Source organism: Haemophilus sp. 27098_8_127 (genome assembly GCF_041433495.1).
Lineage (GTDB): Bacteria > Pseudomonadota > Gammaproteobacteria > Enterobacterales > Pasteurellaceae > Haemophilus_D.
The window spans coordinates 460,860-474,822 of sequence record NZ_JAPWBP010000001.1; the positions used below are offsets into that span (position 1 = coordinate 460,860).

Genomic DNA, 13,963 nt, shown 5'->3' on the forward strand with positions numbered 1-13,963 from the left:
TTAACCGCACTTTTTTATTTCCACTATACTCGTCTAACTTGCCAAAAAGCTTTTTTCCAATAAGGGCTATTCATCGAAGAATAAATCACGCCACCTTTAGTTGAAGCGTGTAAAAATTTATCTTCTTTCACATAAATCCCAACATGATAGCCATTTGGTCCGCGTCCCGTTTTAAAGAAAATTAAATCGCCTGTTTGGATATCTTCTTTACGAACAAGTTTTCCGTAACCCGCTTGATCTTTCGTCGTTCGAGGAAGGTTGATATTAAAACGATCAATAAAAGTCTTTTGCACAAAACCAGAACAATCAATACCACCACGAGACTGCCCACCTAACACATAAGGTGTACCCGCCCATTCATATTGTTGTTCACTTAACATGGCAATAGCTATAATCGGATCTCCAATCTGACCTTTATAGTTCATGGCATACTCTTCACGAACACCGCTTGAACAAGCAAAAAGCAAAAAACTTCCTGCGACTAAAAAAGCACATTTAATCTTATTCATGTTCAATCCTGACAAAAGTGCGGTCAAAAACGACCGCACTTTTCTTACTATTGTTTTGGCTTGGTATTTTCCACACGAGCACGTAATTTTTGCCCTGGCTTGAATGCCACTACACGGCGCGCAGAAACAGGAATACTTTCACCTGTTTTTGGATTACGGCCTGGACGGGAAGCTTTATTACGAAGTTCAAAATTACCAAAACCGGATAATTTCACTTCACCACCAGATTCTAACGATAAACGAATTTCCTCAAAAAAGTCTTCCACTAATGCTTTAGCTTCCGCTTTTTGTAATTGATACTTATCTAATAAGTATTCAGTAATATCAATTTTTGTAATCGTTGCCATGTTAGTCTCCTGTTTAGTCTCTAAGCTCCGCATTAAAGCGTTGTTTAACTTCGTTTAATACAGCAGAGATTACCGCATTAATCTCATCATCTTCAAGCGTTTTTTCATTATCTTGAATGGTTAAACTGATTGCTAAGCTCTTATGTCCGCTAGCAACGCCAATGCCTTGATATACGTCGAATAAATTAACTTGTGTTAATTTTTCTCCGCCGGCTTGTTTACATGCTTCGATAATATCGCCTGCAGGGACATTATCTGCAACAACTAAAGCTAAGTCACGACGGTTCGCAGGGAATTTTGAAATCTCTTTGGCTTGAACCACACGACGATTTGCAATGGCATCCCATAAAATTTCAAAAACAACTGCTTTGCCATTTAATCCTAGTTTTTGAGCAATAAGTGGATGAATAGTTCCAGTAAAACCAATTTCTTTTCCATCTAATTCAATTGCAGCAGATTGACCTGGGTGCAAGGCACTGTACGCTTTTGCCACGAATTTAACTCGATTACCCACTTCGGTAAGAGAAAGAATACTTTCTAAATCACCTTTAAGATCAAAGAAATCAACCGTTTCGGCTTTACCTGTCCAACATTCTGATTTTGCTGTACCGGTAATCACACCTGCAAGAACAAATTCTTGGCGCACACCAAATTCTGCATTGGCATCAGGAACAAAACGTAATCCCGTTTCAAATAAACGCACGCGATTTTGTTGACGATTTTGGTTGTATAGTACCGCACCGAGTAATCCACTTAACAATGAAACGCGCATTGCTGACATTTCAACTGAAATTGGGTTTGGCAATACAAGCGCTTCAATTTCTGGATGAAGTAAAGTTTGTACTTTTGGATCAACGAAGCTATAAGTAATCGCCTCTTGATAATCTGCGTCAACAAGTGCGGTCTTAATTCGGCTTAAGTCTAAATCTGACTCTTTATGCTCACGCATACGAAGATGGGCTAATGGTGCATTATTTGGAATGCTGTTATAGCCATAAATACGTGCTACTTCTTCAATGAGATCTTCTTCAATTTCAATATCAAAACGCCAGCTTGCTGAAGTCACGGTCCAAACATCATTAGCATATTTCACGGCAAAACCTAAACGCTCAAAAATCTCTGTCACGGTTTCAGTTTCGATATGATGACCTAATAAGCTATCTAATTTTTCACGACGTAAAGTGACTTCATTGACTTTTGGTAAATATTGCTCGCTCACGACTTCACAAATTTCGCCTGCTTCACCACCACAAATTTCAAGTAACAATGCTGTTGCACGTTCCATTGCGTGACGTTGTAGCGTAAAATCAACACCGCGTTCAAAACGATGTGAAGAATCAGTGTGTAAACCGTATTGTCTTGCACGTCCAGCAATCGCTAATGGTGCGAAGAATGCTGCTTCTAAAATCACATCTTTTGTTGTTTCAGCATCAACACCACTTGCTTGACCACCAAAGATACCCGCCATTGCGAGTGGACCAGTTTGGTCTGCAATCACTAAAGTATTCGGTTGTAATTTTGCCGTTGTGCCATCTAATAAAACAAGTTCTTCGCCGTTATTGGCTAAACGTACTTGAACAGGTTGAGATACTTTTGATGCATCAAAAGCATGCATTGGTTGGCCTAATTCAAGTAAAACATAGTTGGTAATATCCACAATAGGATCGATAGAACGAATACCACAACGACGTAATTTTTCTTGCAACCAAATTGGTGATTGCGCTTTAACATTCACATTTTTCACCACGCGCAATAAATAACGAGGGCATGCTTCTGGTGCTTTTAATTCAATTTGAACTTTATCTGAAATCGTTGCAGGTACGGCATCAAAGTGCGGTTGATTAACAACTTGTTTATTCACCACACCAACTTCACGTGCAACACCTGCAATACTTAAACAATCTGCACGGTTTGGCGTTAAGCTGATTTCAATTGCTTTATCATCTAAATCTAAATATTCACGTAGATTTTTACCCACTGGTGCATCTAATGGTAGCTCAATAATACCATCTGCATCTACGTCAATGCCTAATTCAGAGAATGAGCAAAGCATCCCTTCTGAAGGTTGGCCACGTAATTTAGTCTTCTTAATTTTAAAATCACCAGGTAATACCGCACCTTCAGTTGCACATGCCACTTTTAAACCTTGACGGCAATTTGGTGCACCACAAACGATATCTAATAAACGGTCGCCACCAACATTTACTTTAGTGACACGTAATTTGTCTGCATCTGGGTGTTGAGCACATTCAACAACTTCACCTACAACAACACCTGTAAAGTCACCAGCTACCTTTTCAACGCCATCAACTTCTAAGCCAAGCATCGTGATTTGATCACATAACTGCTCTGTTGAAATTGATGGATTAACCCATTCTCTCACCCAATTTTCGCTAAATTTCATTATCTCTGTATCCTTTATTGATGAACGTGTTACGTTCTAAATTAATCATTATCGTCAATTTAACCAAACGGTTAATTACTTAAATTGTTTTAAAAAACGTAAGTCGTTTTCAAAGAATGAACGTAAATCTGTGACGTTGTAGCGTAACATGGTTAAACGCTCAACCCCCATGCCTACTGCGAAGCCAGAATATTCATTGGGATCAATACCTACGTTACGTAACACATTAGGATGCACCATACCACAACCTAATACTTCTAACCATTTACCATTTTTACCCATTACATCGACTTCTGCAGAAGGTTCGGTAAATGGGAAATAAGAAGGACGGAAACGAACTTGTAAATCTTCTTCAAAAAATGCACGTAAGAAATCGTGTAATAAACCTTTTAACTCGGTGAAGTTTGCTTTTTTATCTACATAAAGCAATTCAATTTGATGGAACATTGGCGTGTGTGTTTGATCGTAGTCGTTACGATATACACGACCTGGCGCCATAATACGAATAGGTGGCTGCATTTTTTCCATGGTACGAATTTGCACACCTGAGGTTTGTGTACGAAGTAATAATTCAGGATTAAACCAGAATGTATCGTGATCAGCACGTGCTGGGTGATGTTTAGGGATATTTAATGCATCGAAATTGTAATAATCACTTTCAATTTCGGGACCGGTTTCCACAGAAAAACCTAACTCTGAAAAGAATTTTGTTACGCGATTGATGGTAATGGTCACTGGGTGTAAACCACCAGTTTCTGTTTTACGACCTGGAAGGCTCACATCAATACGTTCTTTTTCTAATTTCGCATTGAGTTCAGCTTGTTCCCATTCTGCTTTTTTAGCATTTAAAAAATCTAACGCAGCTTGTTTCGCTTCATTGATTTTAGCGCCCATTGCGGGACGCTCTTCCGCAGCAACATTACGCAATTCCTGCATAAGTTGGGTAAAATGCCCTTTTTTACCAAAATATTCCACACGAATTTCATCTAATGTGGTTAAACTTTTATTTTCGATTTGTTCAATCGCCGATTTTGCTTTCTCAACAAGATCTTTCAGATGTTGCATAGTTTCCCCTGATTATCTTTTCTAACTAAAATACACCTAATGATAATACTAACTCATTAAAAAATCACGCGTTTATTGGTGAATTGATGTTTCAGATAAAAAATGACAAAAATTTTTGCTATTTTTTGAGATATATCACAGTAATTTTTAGTGCTTTCGTTAGAATGAAGAAGAATCGACCATGTCTAGGAGGCGTATTATGTGGAAATCAATTTCTCAAGTCTTAGCTGATCAATTTGGTGCTTACTATAACATCAAAGAAAAAAACAAAGTGCCTGGTGGCGAAGTAAATGAAACTTGGCTCATTACGGATGGAATCCAACCGGTCTTTGTTAAAGTGAATGAACGGTCCTATCGTTCAATGTTTCGTGCAGAAGCTGACCAATTAAACCTACTAGGCAAAACCAATACAATCCGACTTCCGCAAGTATATGGCGTAGGCTGTTCTCAAAACCATAGTTTCTTATTATTAGAAGCGCTTCCTATTACTCAACAAACCAATGCAACGCCACATTTTGCTGAAGAATTAGCAAAACTCCATCAAGTGTCTGGCACTAAAAACTATGGATTAGATTTTGATACTTGGCTTGGTCCTGAGTATCAGCCAAATAAATGGAATGGAAGTTGGGCGAAGTTTTTTGCAGAACAGCGTATTGGATGGCAATTACAACTCTGCAAAGATAAAGGTTTAGACTTTGGTCATATTGATTTAATTATTGAAAAAGTAAAACACAAACTTTCAAAACATAATCCTAAACCTTCTTTGTTACATGGTAACTTATGGATTGAAAATACCGCTATTGTAGGAAATCAAACCTTTACTTACGATCCTGCTTGCTACTGGGGTGATAGAGAGTGCGATTTAGCATTCAGTGAGCTTTTCCAACCTTTCTCAGCTGAATTCTATGAAATTTATGACCGTACTTTCCCACTTGATAAAGAAGGTTTTGAAGAAAGAAAACACCTTTATCAGCTCTATTATTTACTAAATTTCAGCCATCGTTTTAATGGAAGTTATATCAACTTAACCACTAAATTGATTGAAGAACTTTTACTTGAATAATTTCTTAACATAAAATAAAAAAGAGCGTAATTTTTATTACGCTCTTTTTGTCTTCTCTATCTAATTATTTTTGATAAAGAGGTGCTGGACCTTGAGTTCCACCGTTAACTTGACCACCTTCTTGTAATTTTAATACAGAACCAGAAGCAGTGATTTCTACACGACGGTTTGGACGTAAACAGTCTTTCTCAGCTTTACTTGCGTGTTTGTAACCATTACAAGCTTTAACTTGTGGCACTTTACCGTAACCAACAGCTGTAATTTCAGATGTTACGCCATCTTCAATTAAACGAGCTTTAACACGGTTTGCACGACGTTGAGAAAGATCTAAGTTGTAAGCATCAGAACCTAAACGGTCAGTATAACCTGCAACTTTAACTTCTTTAGCACCAGTTTCTTTTAATTGTGCTGCAACGTTATCAACAACTTCTTTACCACGTGGAGTTAAAGTATCTTTATCGAAGTCGAATAAGAAGTCACCACTTAAAGTAAATGCTGAGTTACCGTTACAACCGTTTGGATACCAGAAGAAGCTTTGAGCATTGTGGTTTTTGTCAAATAATATTTTGTATTGACAAATTTTGTGAACACCGTTCTCACGATAGTTGAACGCATAATCCCACTCTTCAACACCGTATAAACCTTCAGAGAAGTGTGGACGACCGATTAGGTTATATAATTGGTCTTTGTTCATACCACGTTCGATCATACGAACGTTATCCCAGTTTGGCCATGAACCAAATTGGCTACCGTCATGGTTGAAACCAGCTTTATCAATCTTAGGCCATACGAGTTGTGGTACTTGTTGACCATCAACTTCTTTATATTCTGGAGTACCAGCTTCTGTAACTTTGCTTAAGTTACCACAAGCAGCAACTGTCGCTACTGCTACTGCAGATAATAAAATACGAGATAATTTCATTTCTTTACCTTTTTACTGTTAAGGTGCAATCCTTGCAAGAAGAACCTACACAACTAAACTTTATAAATTTTACAAATAAAACTATAAAAAGTTTCATAGCGTATGGTAGTCATAATTCTTTAACTTGTAAATAAAAAAACATTAAAAAATGATTTTTTATGGAACTTTTTTGTAAAGTTGTGTAAAGAGTTGTCAAATAAGTAAATTTTTTTCTTATTGAATAAAATCCTGTCCATTTTTTGTTAAATTTCGATAGATAATTCCCTCAATACTCTCTTCAGCTTGCTTACCTATTTTTTGTAAAAGTGGCTTTTTCACTTTATATTTCACAGCGATCACAGACTTATCTTTCATTTTTTCAAGAATAATATCATCGCTAGTTGCTAACTCATCGACTAGCTGAAGCGCTAGAGCTTGCTGACCGAACCAATGCTCACCAGTTGCGACTTTATCCACATCTAAGTGCGGTCGATTTTGAGTGACAAATTGTTTAAATAATTGATGAGTTTCTTCAAGTTCGGCTTGGAATTTCTGTTTTCCTTTTTCAGTATTTTCACCTAATACTGTAACGGTGCGTTTAAATTCTCCTGCTGTCATCACATCAACATCAACATCATGTTTTTTTAATAAACGATGAATATTGGGAATTTGCGCAACCACACCAATAGAACCAATGATCGCAAAGGGCGCAGAAACAATTTTATCTGCCACACAAGCCATCATGTATCCACCACTTGCAGCGACCTTATCTACTGCAACCGTTAATTTAATCCCTTTTTGTTTTAAACGAGCTAACTGTGAAGCAGCTAAGCCATAACCATGAACAACACCACCAGGGCTTTCTAAACGTAATAAGACTTCATCATCGGCTTTTGCCACATTAATAATCGCCGAAATTTCCTCACGAAGTGCGGTTGTTTCTGATGCAGAAATATCACCCTTAAAATCGAGCACGTAAACACAAGGCTTAGGTGCTGCTTTCTCACCGTTTTTTAATTTTGCTTTTAAAGCCTTTGCTTCTTGTTTTTTGGCTTTCTTCTCTGTTTTTTCCGCTTGTTTAAGCTCTTCTTCTGAAAGTTGGAAATCGCGTAAATGCTTAACTGTTTCCTTAAATTCTTCAGAAAGATCTGTCACAACTAATTCACCATGATGTGCCGCATTACGTTGCTTTGCAGAAATAATCATTGCCACGATAGCTGCGATTACAAGTAAAATCGTTAAAATCTCCAAAATAAAAATGCCATAGCCGGTCAAAATATCAGACCACATAGTTTTCTCCTAAAATAAAGTGAAGGCATTATTTTACTGTGCAAGCCTGATTTACACTAACTTTTTATGGAAAATTTTGCGATTTAAGGTAAACTAACGCAGTTTTATTGCCTAATTTATAATGAATTACAGAGGTTTATATGTCTAAAGTTGCATCCATTGTTGATGTGTTACAAGGTAAAATCGCTATTGGCGAAAAAGTTACCGTACGCGGCTGGGTTCGTACCCGTCGTGATTCTAAAGCTGGTCTTTCTTTCCTCGCTGTTTATGACGGCTCTTGCTTTGATCCTATTCAAGTCATCGTCAATAACGATATTGAAAATTATGAAAGTGAAGTATTACGCTTAACAACGGGTTGTTCTGTTATCGTAACCGGTACTATTGTTAAGTCACCTGCTGAAGGTCAAGCTGTTGAACTTCAAGCTGAAAAAGTAGAAGTGACAGGGTTTGTAGAAGATCCTGACACTTATCCAATGGCAGCAAAACGTCACTCAATTGAATACTTACGTGAAGTAGCTCACTTACGTCCTCGTACCAATATTATCGGTGCCGTGGCGCGTGTTCGTCACTGCTTAGCACAAGCTATTCATCGTTTCTTCTATGAACAAGGCTTCTATTGGGTGGCTACCCCATTAATTACTGCATCTGATACTGAAGGTGCTGGTGAAATGTTCCGTGTTTCAACACTTGATTTAGAAAATCTTCCTCGTGGTGAAGATGGTAAAGTCGATTTCAGCCAAGATTTCTTCGGTAAAGAGTCATTTTTAACGGTTTCAGGTCAATTAAATGGTGAAACTTACGCGTGTGCATTAAGTAAAATCTATACTTTCGGTCCAACATTCCGTGCTGAAAATTCAAATACAACTCGTCACCTTGCAGAATTCTGGATGGTTGAACCTGAAGTCGCTTTTGCAACGCTTGCTGACAATGCTAAATTAGCAGAAGACATGTTGAAATATGTATTCCGCGCAGTGCTTGCTGAGCGAAAAGATGACTTAAAATTCTTTGAAAAACATGTAGATAAAGATGTTATTACTCGTTTAGAAAACTTCGTAAATTCTGATTTTGCTCAAATCGACTATACCGATGCGATCGATGTATTATTAAAATCAGGTAAAAAATTCGAGTTCCCAGTATCTTGGGGGATTGATTTGTCTTCTGAACATGAACGTTTCTTAGCGGAAGAATATTTCAAATCACCAGTTGTCGTGAAAAACTATCCGAAAGATATTAAAGCTTTCTATATGCGTTTAAATGATGATGGTAAAACCGTTGCAGCAATGGATGTTCTCGCCCCAGGAATTGGTGAAATCATCGGTGGTTCTCAACGTGAAGAACGTTTAGATATTTTAGATAAACGTATGGAAGAAATGGGCTTAAACCCTGAAGATTACTGGTGGTATCGTGATCTCCGTAAATACGGTACCGTACCACATTCAGGCTTTGGTCTTGGTTTTGAGCGCTTAATCGTTTATGTAACAGGCGTACAAAATATTCGCGATGTGATTCCATTCCCGCGCGCACCAAGAAATGCAAATTTCTAAAAATATTGTTTAAATTGACCGCACTTTCTTTAAAGTGCGGTTATCATTTTAGGCGATAAATTTTATCCCTATTTTATTTATTGTGTTTGAATCAATCTTTCAAATACATCATATTAAGGAAAGTTTAAATGGACAAAATTAAACAACTCTTTGCAAACAACTACAGTTGGGCGCAAAGAATGAAAGAAGAAAATTCCACTTATTTTAAAGAACTTGCCGATCACCAAACACCTCATTATCTTTGGATTGGCTGCTCTGATAGTCGTGTTCCTGCTGAAAAACTCACAAATCTTGAACCGGGCGAATTATTTGTTCATCGTAATGTTGCTAACCAAGTTATTCATACGGATTTTAACTGCCTTTCAGTTGTACAATATGCCGTTGATGTACTCAAAATTGAACATATCATTATCTGTGGCCACACAAATTGCGGTGGTATTAAAGCTGCTATGCAAGATCACGATCTAGGGTTAATCAATAACTGGTTGCTCCATATTCGTGATATTTGGTTTAAACACGGGCATCTATTAGGCAATCTTTCAGCAGAAAAACGTTCAGATATGCTCACTAAATTAAATGTTGCAGAGCAAGTTTATAACCTAGGACGCACATCTATCGTAAAAAGCGCTTGGGAACGTGGACAAAAACTCTCCCTACATGGCTGGGTATATGATGTAAATGATGGATTCTTAGTTGATCAAGGTGTAATTGCAACAAGCCGAGAAACCCTTGAAATCTCTTATCGCAATGCCATTGCTCGTTTATCTAGCCTAGCGGAAGAGGATATTCTGAAAAAAGAACTCTCTGAAGGTGAATAATAAAAAAGTGCGGTTAAAATCTAATAAGTTTTAACCGCTGTTGCCGTTCGCGAATTTTGAGAAACGTAACCGCTAAAAGTGAGAATTTTAAAATATCGCAAGTTTCTCATTTTTAGCGGTTAAAATCCAAGAATTTTGAGAAATAAAAAACGCCCTTTAAATCATCATTAAAGGGCGTTTAAATTTCAAGTCTTAAAACTTATAAACCATATTATCTTCGTATTTCCCGGAATAACTTGCTGAAGCCTTAACAACTACGCGCTCGGCGTTATAGAAAGCCTCCCAATTATCAACCTTATCCTCGACCATATACTCAATAAAACGAACAAACTCGCTCTTTGTTGAGCTGAAGAATACATAAGGCGGGCGAGTGATATTGATTAATCGGAGGAAGTCGATTAAATCAAAATACGTCGCCTGTTTATAGCTTTCCTGGCGCGTGCATAAATACGGCGGGTCTAGGATAAATAAGGCTTTAGGGTCGCTGCTAAATTTAGGTAAAAGCGTGTGGAATGACTCGTGCGTAATCTCAAGGCCGTCTAAATATCCATCCGCTTTTGGATAGTCTGACTGTCTAATACAATGCCAAAAATCATTCTGAAATAAGTCGTCCAATGTTGCCACTTGTTGGCCACTAAAAAGAAGCCAGCTCGCTAGACAATTTAAGTCAATATAGCCTTTGAAATTCTGAATGATTTTGACGCATTCTGCTTTACAATCCTTCGTTAATCTTTTGTTTTTTTGCGTAGCGTTACCGACTACCGCGTAAAGCTGCGCACGAAGCGCGTTAATGTCGTCAATATGAGACAATCGCTCAGCATACCCATCGAAGTCGTTATAAATTACGCGTGCTTTAGGCTTGAGTTGTTTAGCAACGTGGCTTAATAAACCGCTTCCGCCAAATGTATCAATGATAGTCCATCCCTCGCCATCGTTTTTAATATTAGCGTTTAACACTTCCTCGAAGTGTTTTAAAAACATTCGCTTTTGGCCAATGAATGGAAGTGGAGCTTGTTTAAACATAATACGTTCCGTTTGTTTGGTTGTTTGTTTGTTTGGTTGTCATTATTATTCCTTGGTTGAAATTAAGGTAGAGTTTCCGGAAATGGTTCGTCAGTTATCCAACTGACAACTGGCATTCTCATATAGTTGAGGTCTGCCGTTGGTACGCTATCCTTAAACCGCAACTCAATATAATTGCTATCAGCTCTGCTACCAATATATACCGTTGCAATGGCTTCACCGTCATCGCTATAAAAAGGAAGCATAATAGGGACGGAAGTGCGGAATCCAAGTGGTATTTTTGAATTGGGTAAAATATCCATCCGCTTGGCGTGGTTTTTTCTTCTAAAGTTAGAGCTACTACTCCCTAAAAAAGAAATGGTGTCCCATCGACCTTTACTGAAAGAACACTCCACGGTATTGTTTACTCGTCTTAGTGAAATAAAACCTTCTTTAATATTTACAGAAGTTTTTGACATATTTCTTGACCCAGTGTCAGCAGAAATAACAATCCATTTGTTATTCTGTTTATGCCACAAGTACGCGCCAACTCCAGCACCATTTGTTGAGTTATAAAAAGCTCCGTTCGGCTCGCTACCTGTAATCTTGCCGTTAGTAGTGTCAGGCTTATCCGGCCGTCCTTCGCCGGTAATAATCTGAGCGCTAGCTGGGCTATTGGATTGCCCGCCGACCGTTGGGATTTTGTTCTCAACTCGCCGAATCTCGCTACCTATATATTCGACTAATTCAGTTAAACTTGCCTCTATTGCCATTATCGGTTATATCCTCGGTTGTATGCATCCTTGAGGTTAATACCATCGAGAACGGTAAATCGTTGAACAAGTAATGTTAACGATTGGTTGGTTTGAGTCACTTTTTGGATCAGCTTATTAAGTCCATCCTCGCCGGTTTTAATGCCATTTAACATGTCACCAAGCTCTTTTAGAGTATCAATACTGGCATCCACTTCGCCGCCTAACAACTCATTTTTAACATCGGCTTTTGCCTGTTTTAATAGCTCGAGGATTTTTTTAGCTGATAGCGTCGATGCATCATCGGTTGCGCTATCATTGATACCGGCAGAGCGGCTTGATAGCGTGTTGATAGTTTGCTTCATCTCGTTCAACGCTCCAACTAACGTTGCTTTCTGCGTTGTTGTTAGGGTTTGCGGGTCGCCGATAAGTTGTCTGATTTCCTTATCTTTACCCCCCAAAAATTCGGCGAACTCTGTTAAAATCTGTGCGAAGTCTGGTCTTGCCATTGCTAAATTGCTCCTATATTAAAAAATGCCTTCAACTCTTCAAGAGTTGGTAATTTATCTGCTTGGTCGCTTTCAAGTTTGATAACCTCTCCCTTTTCTACAACCGCCACTATTTCTTGTGGTGGGTCAACCACTGCAACAATGTCATCCATTACGCGCCTCTGTCATATCAGGTGTAACATCAAATTTGAGGTTAATTCGACCACCTTGAATTGGCGTTTTAACCCGTCCTTTATTAGATACCGCCTGTAAATCATAGTCCGCTTGAGACCACGTCGCGTCTTTTGTTAAACTGTGACTAAACGTAATTTTTAAAACGCCGCCTGGGGCATCTACAACTTCGATTTCACCTGTTGTGGATGATAGTGTTAGCACAGACTTGTTTCTGACTGTAGCCCACAAATCAAAGCGAGCCATATCACTTAAATCAAACGGCTTTAATGATTTATCCAGCTGCTTTTCAAACAGGCGAACAATACATTCCTCATCATCACCACGGTAAAGGTTAATCGTTGTTTTATCCATTTTTACGCACCATCGCTGCAAGTTGGCTTGGGCTAAATCGCCAGCCTTCATCGCTGTTATAAATTGCGTTAAAGCACCATTCCGAGCAAAAATATTTGCTTCGTTTTTGTTTAATTCCAAGCACAATACCTAACGCGCCCCACCAGTCATATTTAGCGCCGGACGTGCGATTGTGATAAGATTTAATCTGTGCTTCTGTTACATTATCTAGTAAGACTAAATCCCACTTGTCTGTGTCTGACAAATCAATCTGCTTACATCGAACACCGCCATCACGCACGGACGCTGAATAGCAATCAAAAACTGTAACGTGTTCATAGTGGTCGCCTTGAGTAAATTCTAGTCGCTCAACTGCTATCTCGCAGTGTGAGTATTTACCTTTTGTAAAAAAGCGAGTCACTGCATCGGCCAAGGCTTTAAAAGGCTCTTTTAAGAAGCTGCGTTTGTATTTATAAAATGCAAGATAGATACGGTTAGCCATTGTTATAAGCCTCCATTAATGCGTCCATTTGCTTAATAATATCGTCATGGATTGACTGCATCTTTTCGATTGTCAATCCTGGTACTTTAAGCTCATACTTACGCATGCGCTGGTTGGCAAGCTCGACCTGTAATTTCTCAAGCCCAGCGGCTTGCACCAAAATCAAATCTGTTGCGACTTGGTTATTTAACCCTGCGCGTTTAGCAAAGTCCGTGATATATCGACTGCACTCGCCTTGATAGTTTGCACTTTTAAAAGCTTCAGCAGCTGCTTGGCGTTCACGATACTCAGACTCAAAACGTGTCCAAGTGTTGTAGATTTTTGCGGCGTGTTCATCAATGTTTGCGATAAATTGCGTTTGTTTTTTTGTAAAATTCTCAGCTATTTTCGCTTCATCTTTTACCCATTCTGAACCATTCCATTTGCATGGTTCAGCAAGAGGCTCAAGCGAGGTTAAATTTTCGGGCAATTCACCTAGTGCGGTATATTCAACCTTTTCGCCTGTTTCTTTGTTGTAATATGTGCCACGATGGTCGGCTTGGTATTGCCAACTATTATCTGTTCGGACAATGACAAAGCCTTGTTTCGGTTGAGGCGGAGCATCCAAATAACTGCCTACGGAAAGGCTTCCGCCTTCGCTCACATATTCGGTGGCACTGTGGCTGTAAATACCTTGGTTGTCAGTGCAATACACGGTGATTTCACCACTGGTTTCGGCAAAGCCTTCTTGGTTAAATGTTACGGTCATGTTGT

General features: G+C 38.7%; 16 protein-coding genes. 3 read left to right on the forward strand and 13 right to left on the reverse strand.

All coding sequences use genetic code 11. The features are described 5' to 3' along the window. Positions 1–23 precede the first annotated feature (23 nt). The 4 genes from O3746_RS02155 to pheS all read right to left on the reverse strand — a co-directional run bounded on the left by O3746_RS02155 (position 24) and on the right by pheS (position 4,325). Complete coding sequence (locus tag O3746_RS02155) at positions 24–509, reverse strand: C40 family peptidase (protein WP_005696176.1); 486 nt, start codon at positions 507–509, stop codon at positions 24–26. A 47-nt stretch (positions 510–556) separates the two neighbouring features. Next, positions 557–856 carry an integration host factor subunit alpha gene (locus O3746_RS02160; protein WP_005697518.1) on the reverse strand — a complete coding sequence of 100 codons (300 nt, stop codon included), beginning with the start codon at positions 854–856 and terminating at the stop codon, positions 557–559. A 13-nt stretch (positions 857–869) separates the two neighbouring features. After that, positions 870–3,260: a phenylalanine--tRNA ligase subunit beta gene (pheT, locus tag O3746_RS02165; protein ID WP_371447689.1), complete on the reverse strand. Its 2,391-nt coding sequence runs from the start codon at positions 3,258–3,260 to the stop codon at positions 870–872. A gap of 75 nt (positions 3,261–3,335) precedes the next feature. Beyond that, complete coding sequence (pheS, locus tag O3746_RS02170; protein ID WP_049365446.1) at positions 3,336–4,325, reverse strand: phenylalanine--tRNA ligase subunit alpha; 990 nt, start codon at positions 4,323–4,325, stop codon at positions 3,336–3,338. Between the two features lie 199 nt (positions 4,326–4,524). On the opposite strand from pheS, the gene O3746_RS02175 reads away from it, so the two are divergent. Next, positions 4,525–5,388, forward strand: coding sequence for a fructosamine kinase family protein (locus O3746_RS02175; protein WP_049368722.1), 864 nt, complete (start codon positions 4,525–4,527; stop codon positions 5,386–5,388). Between the two features lie 64 nt (positions 5,389–5,452). Here O3746_RS02175 and O3746_RS02180 read toward each other — a convergent pair whose 3' ends face one another. After that, entirely contained in the window at positions 5,453–6,310 is an 858-nt protein-coding gene (locus O3746_RS02180; RefSeq protein ID WP_049365443.1) for an OmpA family protein, read from the reverse strand. Between the two features lie 213 nt (positions 6,311–6,523). Further along, entirely contained in the window at positions 6,524–7,579 is a 1,056-nt protein-coding gene (gene sohB / locus O3746_RS02185; protein WP_371447690.1) for a protease SohB, read from the reverse strand. A gap of 140 nt (positions 7,580–7,719) precedes the next feature. On the opposite strand from sohB, the gene asnS reads away from it, so the two are divergent. After that, positions 7,720–9,123, forward strand: coding sequence for an asparagine--tRNA ligase (gene asnS / locus O3746_RS02190; protein WP_371447691.1), 1,404 nt, complete (start codon positions 7,720–7,722; stop codon positions 9,121–9,123). Positions 9,124–9,251: 128 nt separating this feature from the next. Next, the gene (can, locus tag O3746_RS02195) at positions 9,252–9,941 is read left to right on the forward strand and encodes a carbonate dehydratase (RefSeq protein WP_371447692.1); all 690 of its coding nucleotides are present in this window, start codon (positions 9,252–9,254) and stop codon (positions 9,939–9,941) included. A gap of 192 nt (positions 9,942–10,133) precedes the next feature. Here can and O3746_RS02200 read toward each other — a convergent pair whose 3' ends face one another. The 7 genes from O3746_RS02200 to O3746_RS02230 form a co-directional block, all read right to left on the reverse strand. Then, positions 10,134–10,964 carry a hypothetical protein gene (locus tag O3746_RS02200; protein ID WP_371447693.1) on the reverse strand — a complete coding sequence of 277 codons (831 nt, stop codon included), beginning with the start codon at positions 10,962–10,964 and terminating at the stop codon, positions 10,134–10,136. Positions 10,965–11,026: 62 nt separating this feature from the next. Beyond that, entirely contained in the window at positions 11,027–11,716 is a 690-nt protein-coding gene (locus O3746_RS02205; RefSeq protein WP_371447694.1) for a hypothetical protein, read from the reverse strand. Beyond that, on the reverse strand, positions 11,716–12,204 hold the full coding sequence (locus tag O3746_RS02210) for a hypothetical protein (RefSeq protein ID WP_371447695.1): 489 nt from the start codon (positions 12,202–12,204) through the stop codon (positions 11,716–11,718). Before O3746_RS02210 ends, O3746_RS02205 begins: the two co-directional genes overlap by 1 nt. A gap of 2 nt (positions 12,205–12,206) precedes the next feature. Beyond that, entirely contained in the window at positions 12,207–12,356 is a 150-nt protein-coding gene (locus O3746_RS02215; protein ID WP_290915456.1) for a hypothetical protein, read from the reverse strand. Then, positions 12,349–12,729, reverse strand: a complete 381-nt coding sequence (locus O3746_RS02220) for a hypothetical protein (protein WP_371447696.1) — start codon at positions 12,727–12,729, stop codon at positions 12,349–12,351. The genes O3746_RS02215 and O3746_RS02220 overlap by 8 nt, the downstream gene beginning before the upstream one ends. Next, the gene (locus O3746_RS02225) at positions 12,722–13,210 is read right to left on the reverse strand and encodes an enoyl-CoA hydratase (protein ID WP_371447697.1); all 489 of its coding nucleotides are present in this window, start codon (positions 13,208–13,210) and stop codon (positions 12,722–12,724) included. Before O3746_RS02225 ends, O3746_RS02220 begins: the two co-directional genes overlap by 8 nt. After that, positions 13,203–13,958 (reverse strand): hypothetical protein, encoded by a 756-nt coding sequence (locus O3746_RS02230; RefSeq protein ID WP_371447698.1) that lies wholly within the window; start codon positions 13,956–13,958, stop codon positions 13,203–13,205. Before O3746_RS02230 ends, O3746_RS02225 begins: the two co-directional genes overlap by 8 nt. Positions 13,959–13,963 lie beyond the last annotated feature (5 nt).

Excerpts from the sequence above, each read along its gene's own strand:
- O3746_RS02210 (WP_371447695.1), bottom strand. The coding sequence starts at position 12,204 with ATGGCAAGACCAGACTTCGCACAGATTTTAACAGAGTTCGCCGAATTT.
- sohB (WP_371447690.1), bottom strand. The coding sequence starts at position 7,579 with ATGTGGTCTGATATTTTGACCGGCTATGGCATTTTTATTTTGGAGATT.
- O3746_RS02200 (WP_371447693.1), bottom strand. The coding sequence starts at position 10,964 with ATGTTTAAACAAGCTCCACTTCCATTCATTGGCCAAAAGCGAATGTTT.
- O3746_RS02215 (WP_290915456.1), bottom strand. The coding sequence starts at position 12,356 with ATGGATGACATTGTTGCAGTGGTTGACCCACCACAAGAAATAGTGGCG.
- pheS (WP_049365446.1), bottom strand. The coding sequence starts at position 4,325 with ATGCAACATCTGAAAGATCTTGTTGAGAAAGCAAAATCGGCGATTGAA.
- O3746_RS02225 (WP_371447697.1), bottom strand. The coding sequence starts at position 13,210 with ATGGCTAACCGTATCTATCTTGCATTTTATAAATACAAACGCAGCTTC.
- O3746_RS02160 (WP_005697518.1), bottom strand. The coding sequence starts at position 856 with ATGGCAACGATTACAAAAATTGATATTACTGAATACTTATTAGATAAG.
- O3746_RS02220 (WP_371447696.1), bottom strand. The coding sequence starts at position 12,729 with ATGGATAAAACAACGATTAACCTTTACCGTGGTGATGATGAGGAATGT.
- O3746_RS02175 (WP_049368722.1), top strand. The coding sequence starts at position 4,525 with ATGTGGAAATCAATTTCTCAAGTCTTAGCTGATCAATTTGGTGCTTAC.
- can (WP_371447692.1), top strand. The coding sequence starts at position 9,252 with ATGGACAAAATTAAACAACTCTTTGCAAACAACTACAGTTGGGCGCAA.
- O3746_RS02205 (WP_371447694.1), bottom strand. The coding sequence starts at position 11,716 with ATGGCAATAGAGGCAAGTTTAACTGAATTAGTCGAATATATAGGTAGC.
- pheT (WP_371447689.1), bottom strand. The coding sequence starts at position 3,260 with ATGAAATTTAGCGAAAATTGGGTGAGAGAATGGGTTAATCCATCAATT.
- asnS (WP_371447691.1), top strand. The coding sequence starts at position 7,720 with ATGTCTAAAGTTGCATCCATTGTTGATGTGTTACAAGGTAAAATCGCT.
- O3746_RS02155 (WP_005696176.1), bottom strand. The coding sequence starts at position 509 with ATGAATAAGATTAAATGTGCTTTTTTAGTCGCAGGAAGTTTTTTGCTT.
- O3746_RS02180 (WP_049365443.1), bottom strand. The coding sequence starts at position 6,310 with ATGAAATTATCTCGTATTTTATTATCTGCAGTAGCAGTAGCGACAGTT.
- O3746_RS02230 (WP_371447698.1), bottom strand. The coding sequence starts at position 13,958 with ATGACCGTAACATTTAACCAAGAAGGCTTTGCCGAAACCAGTGGTGAA.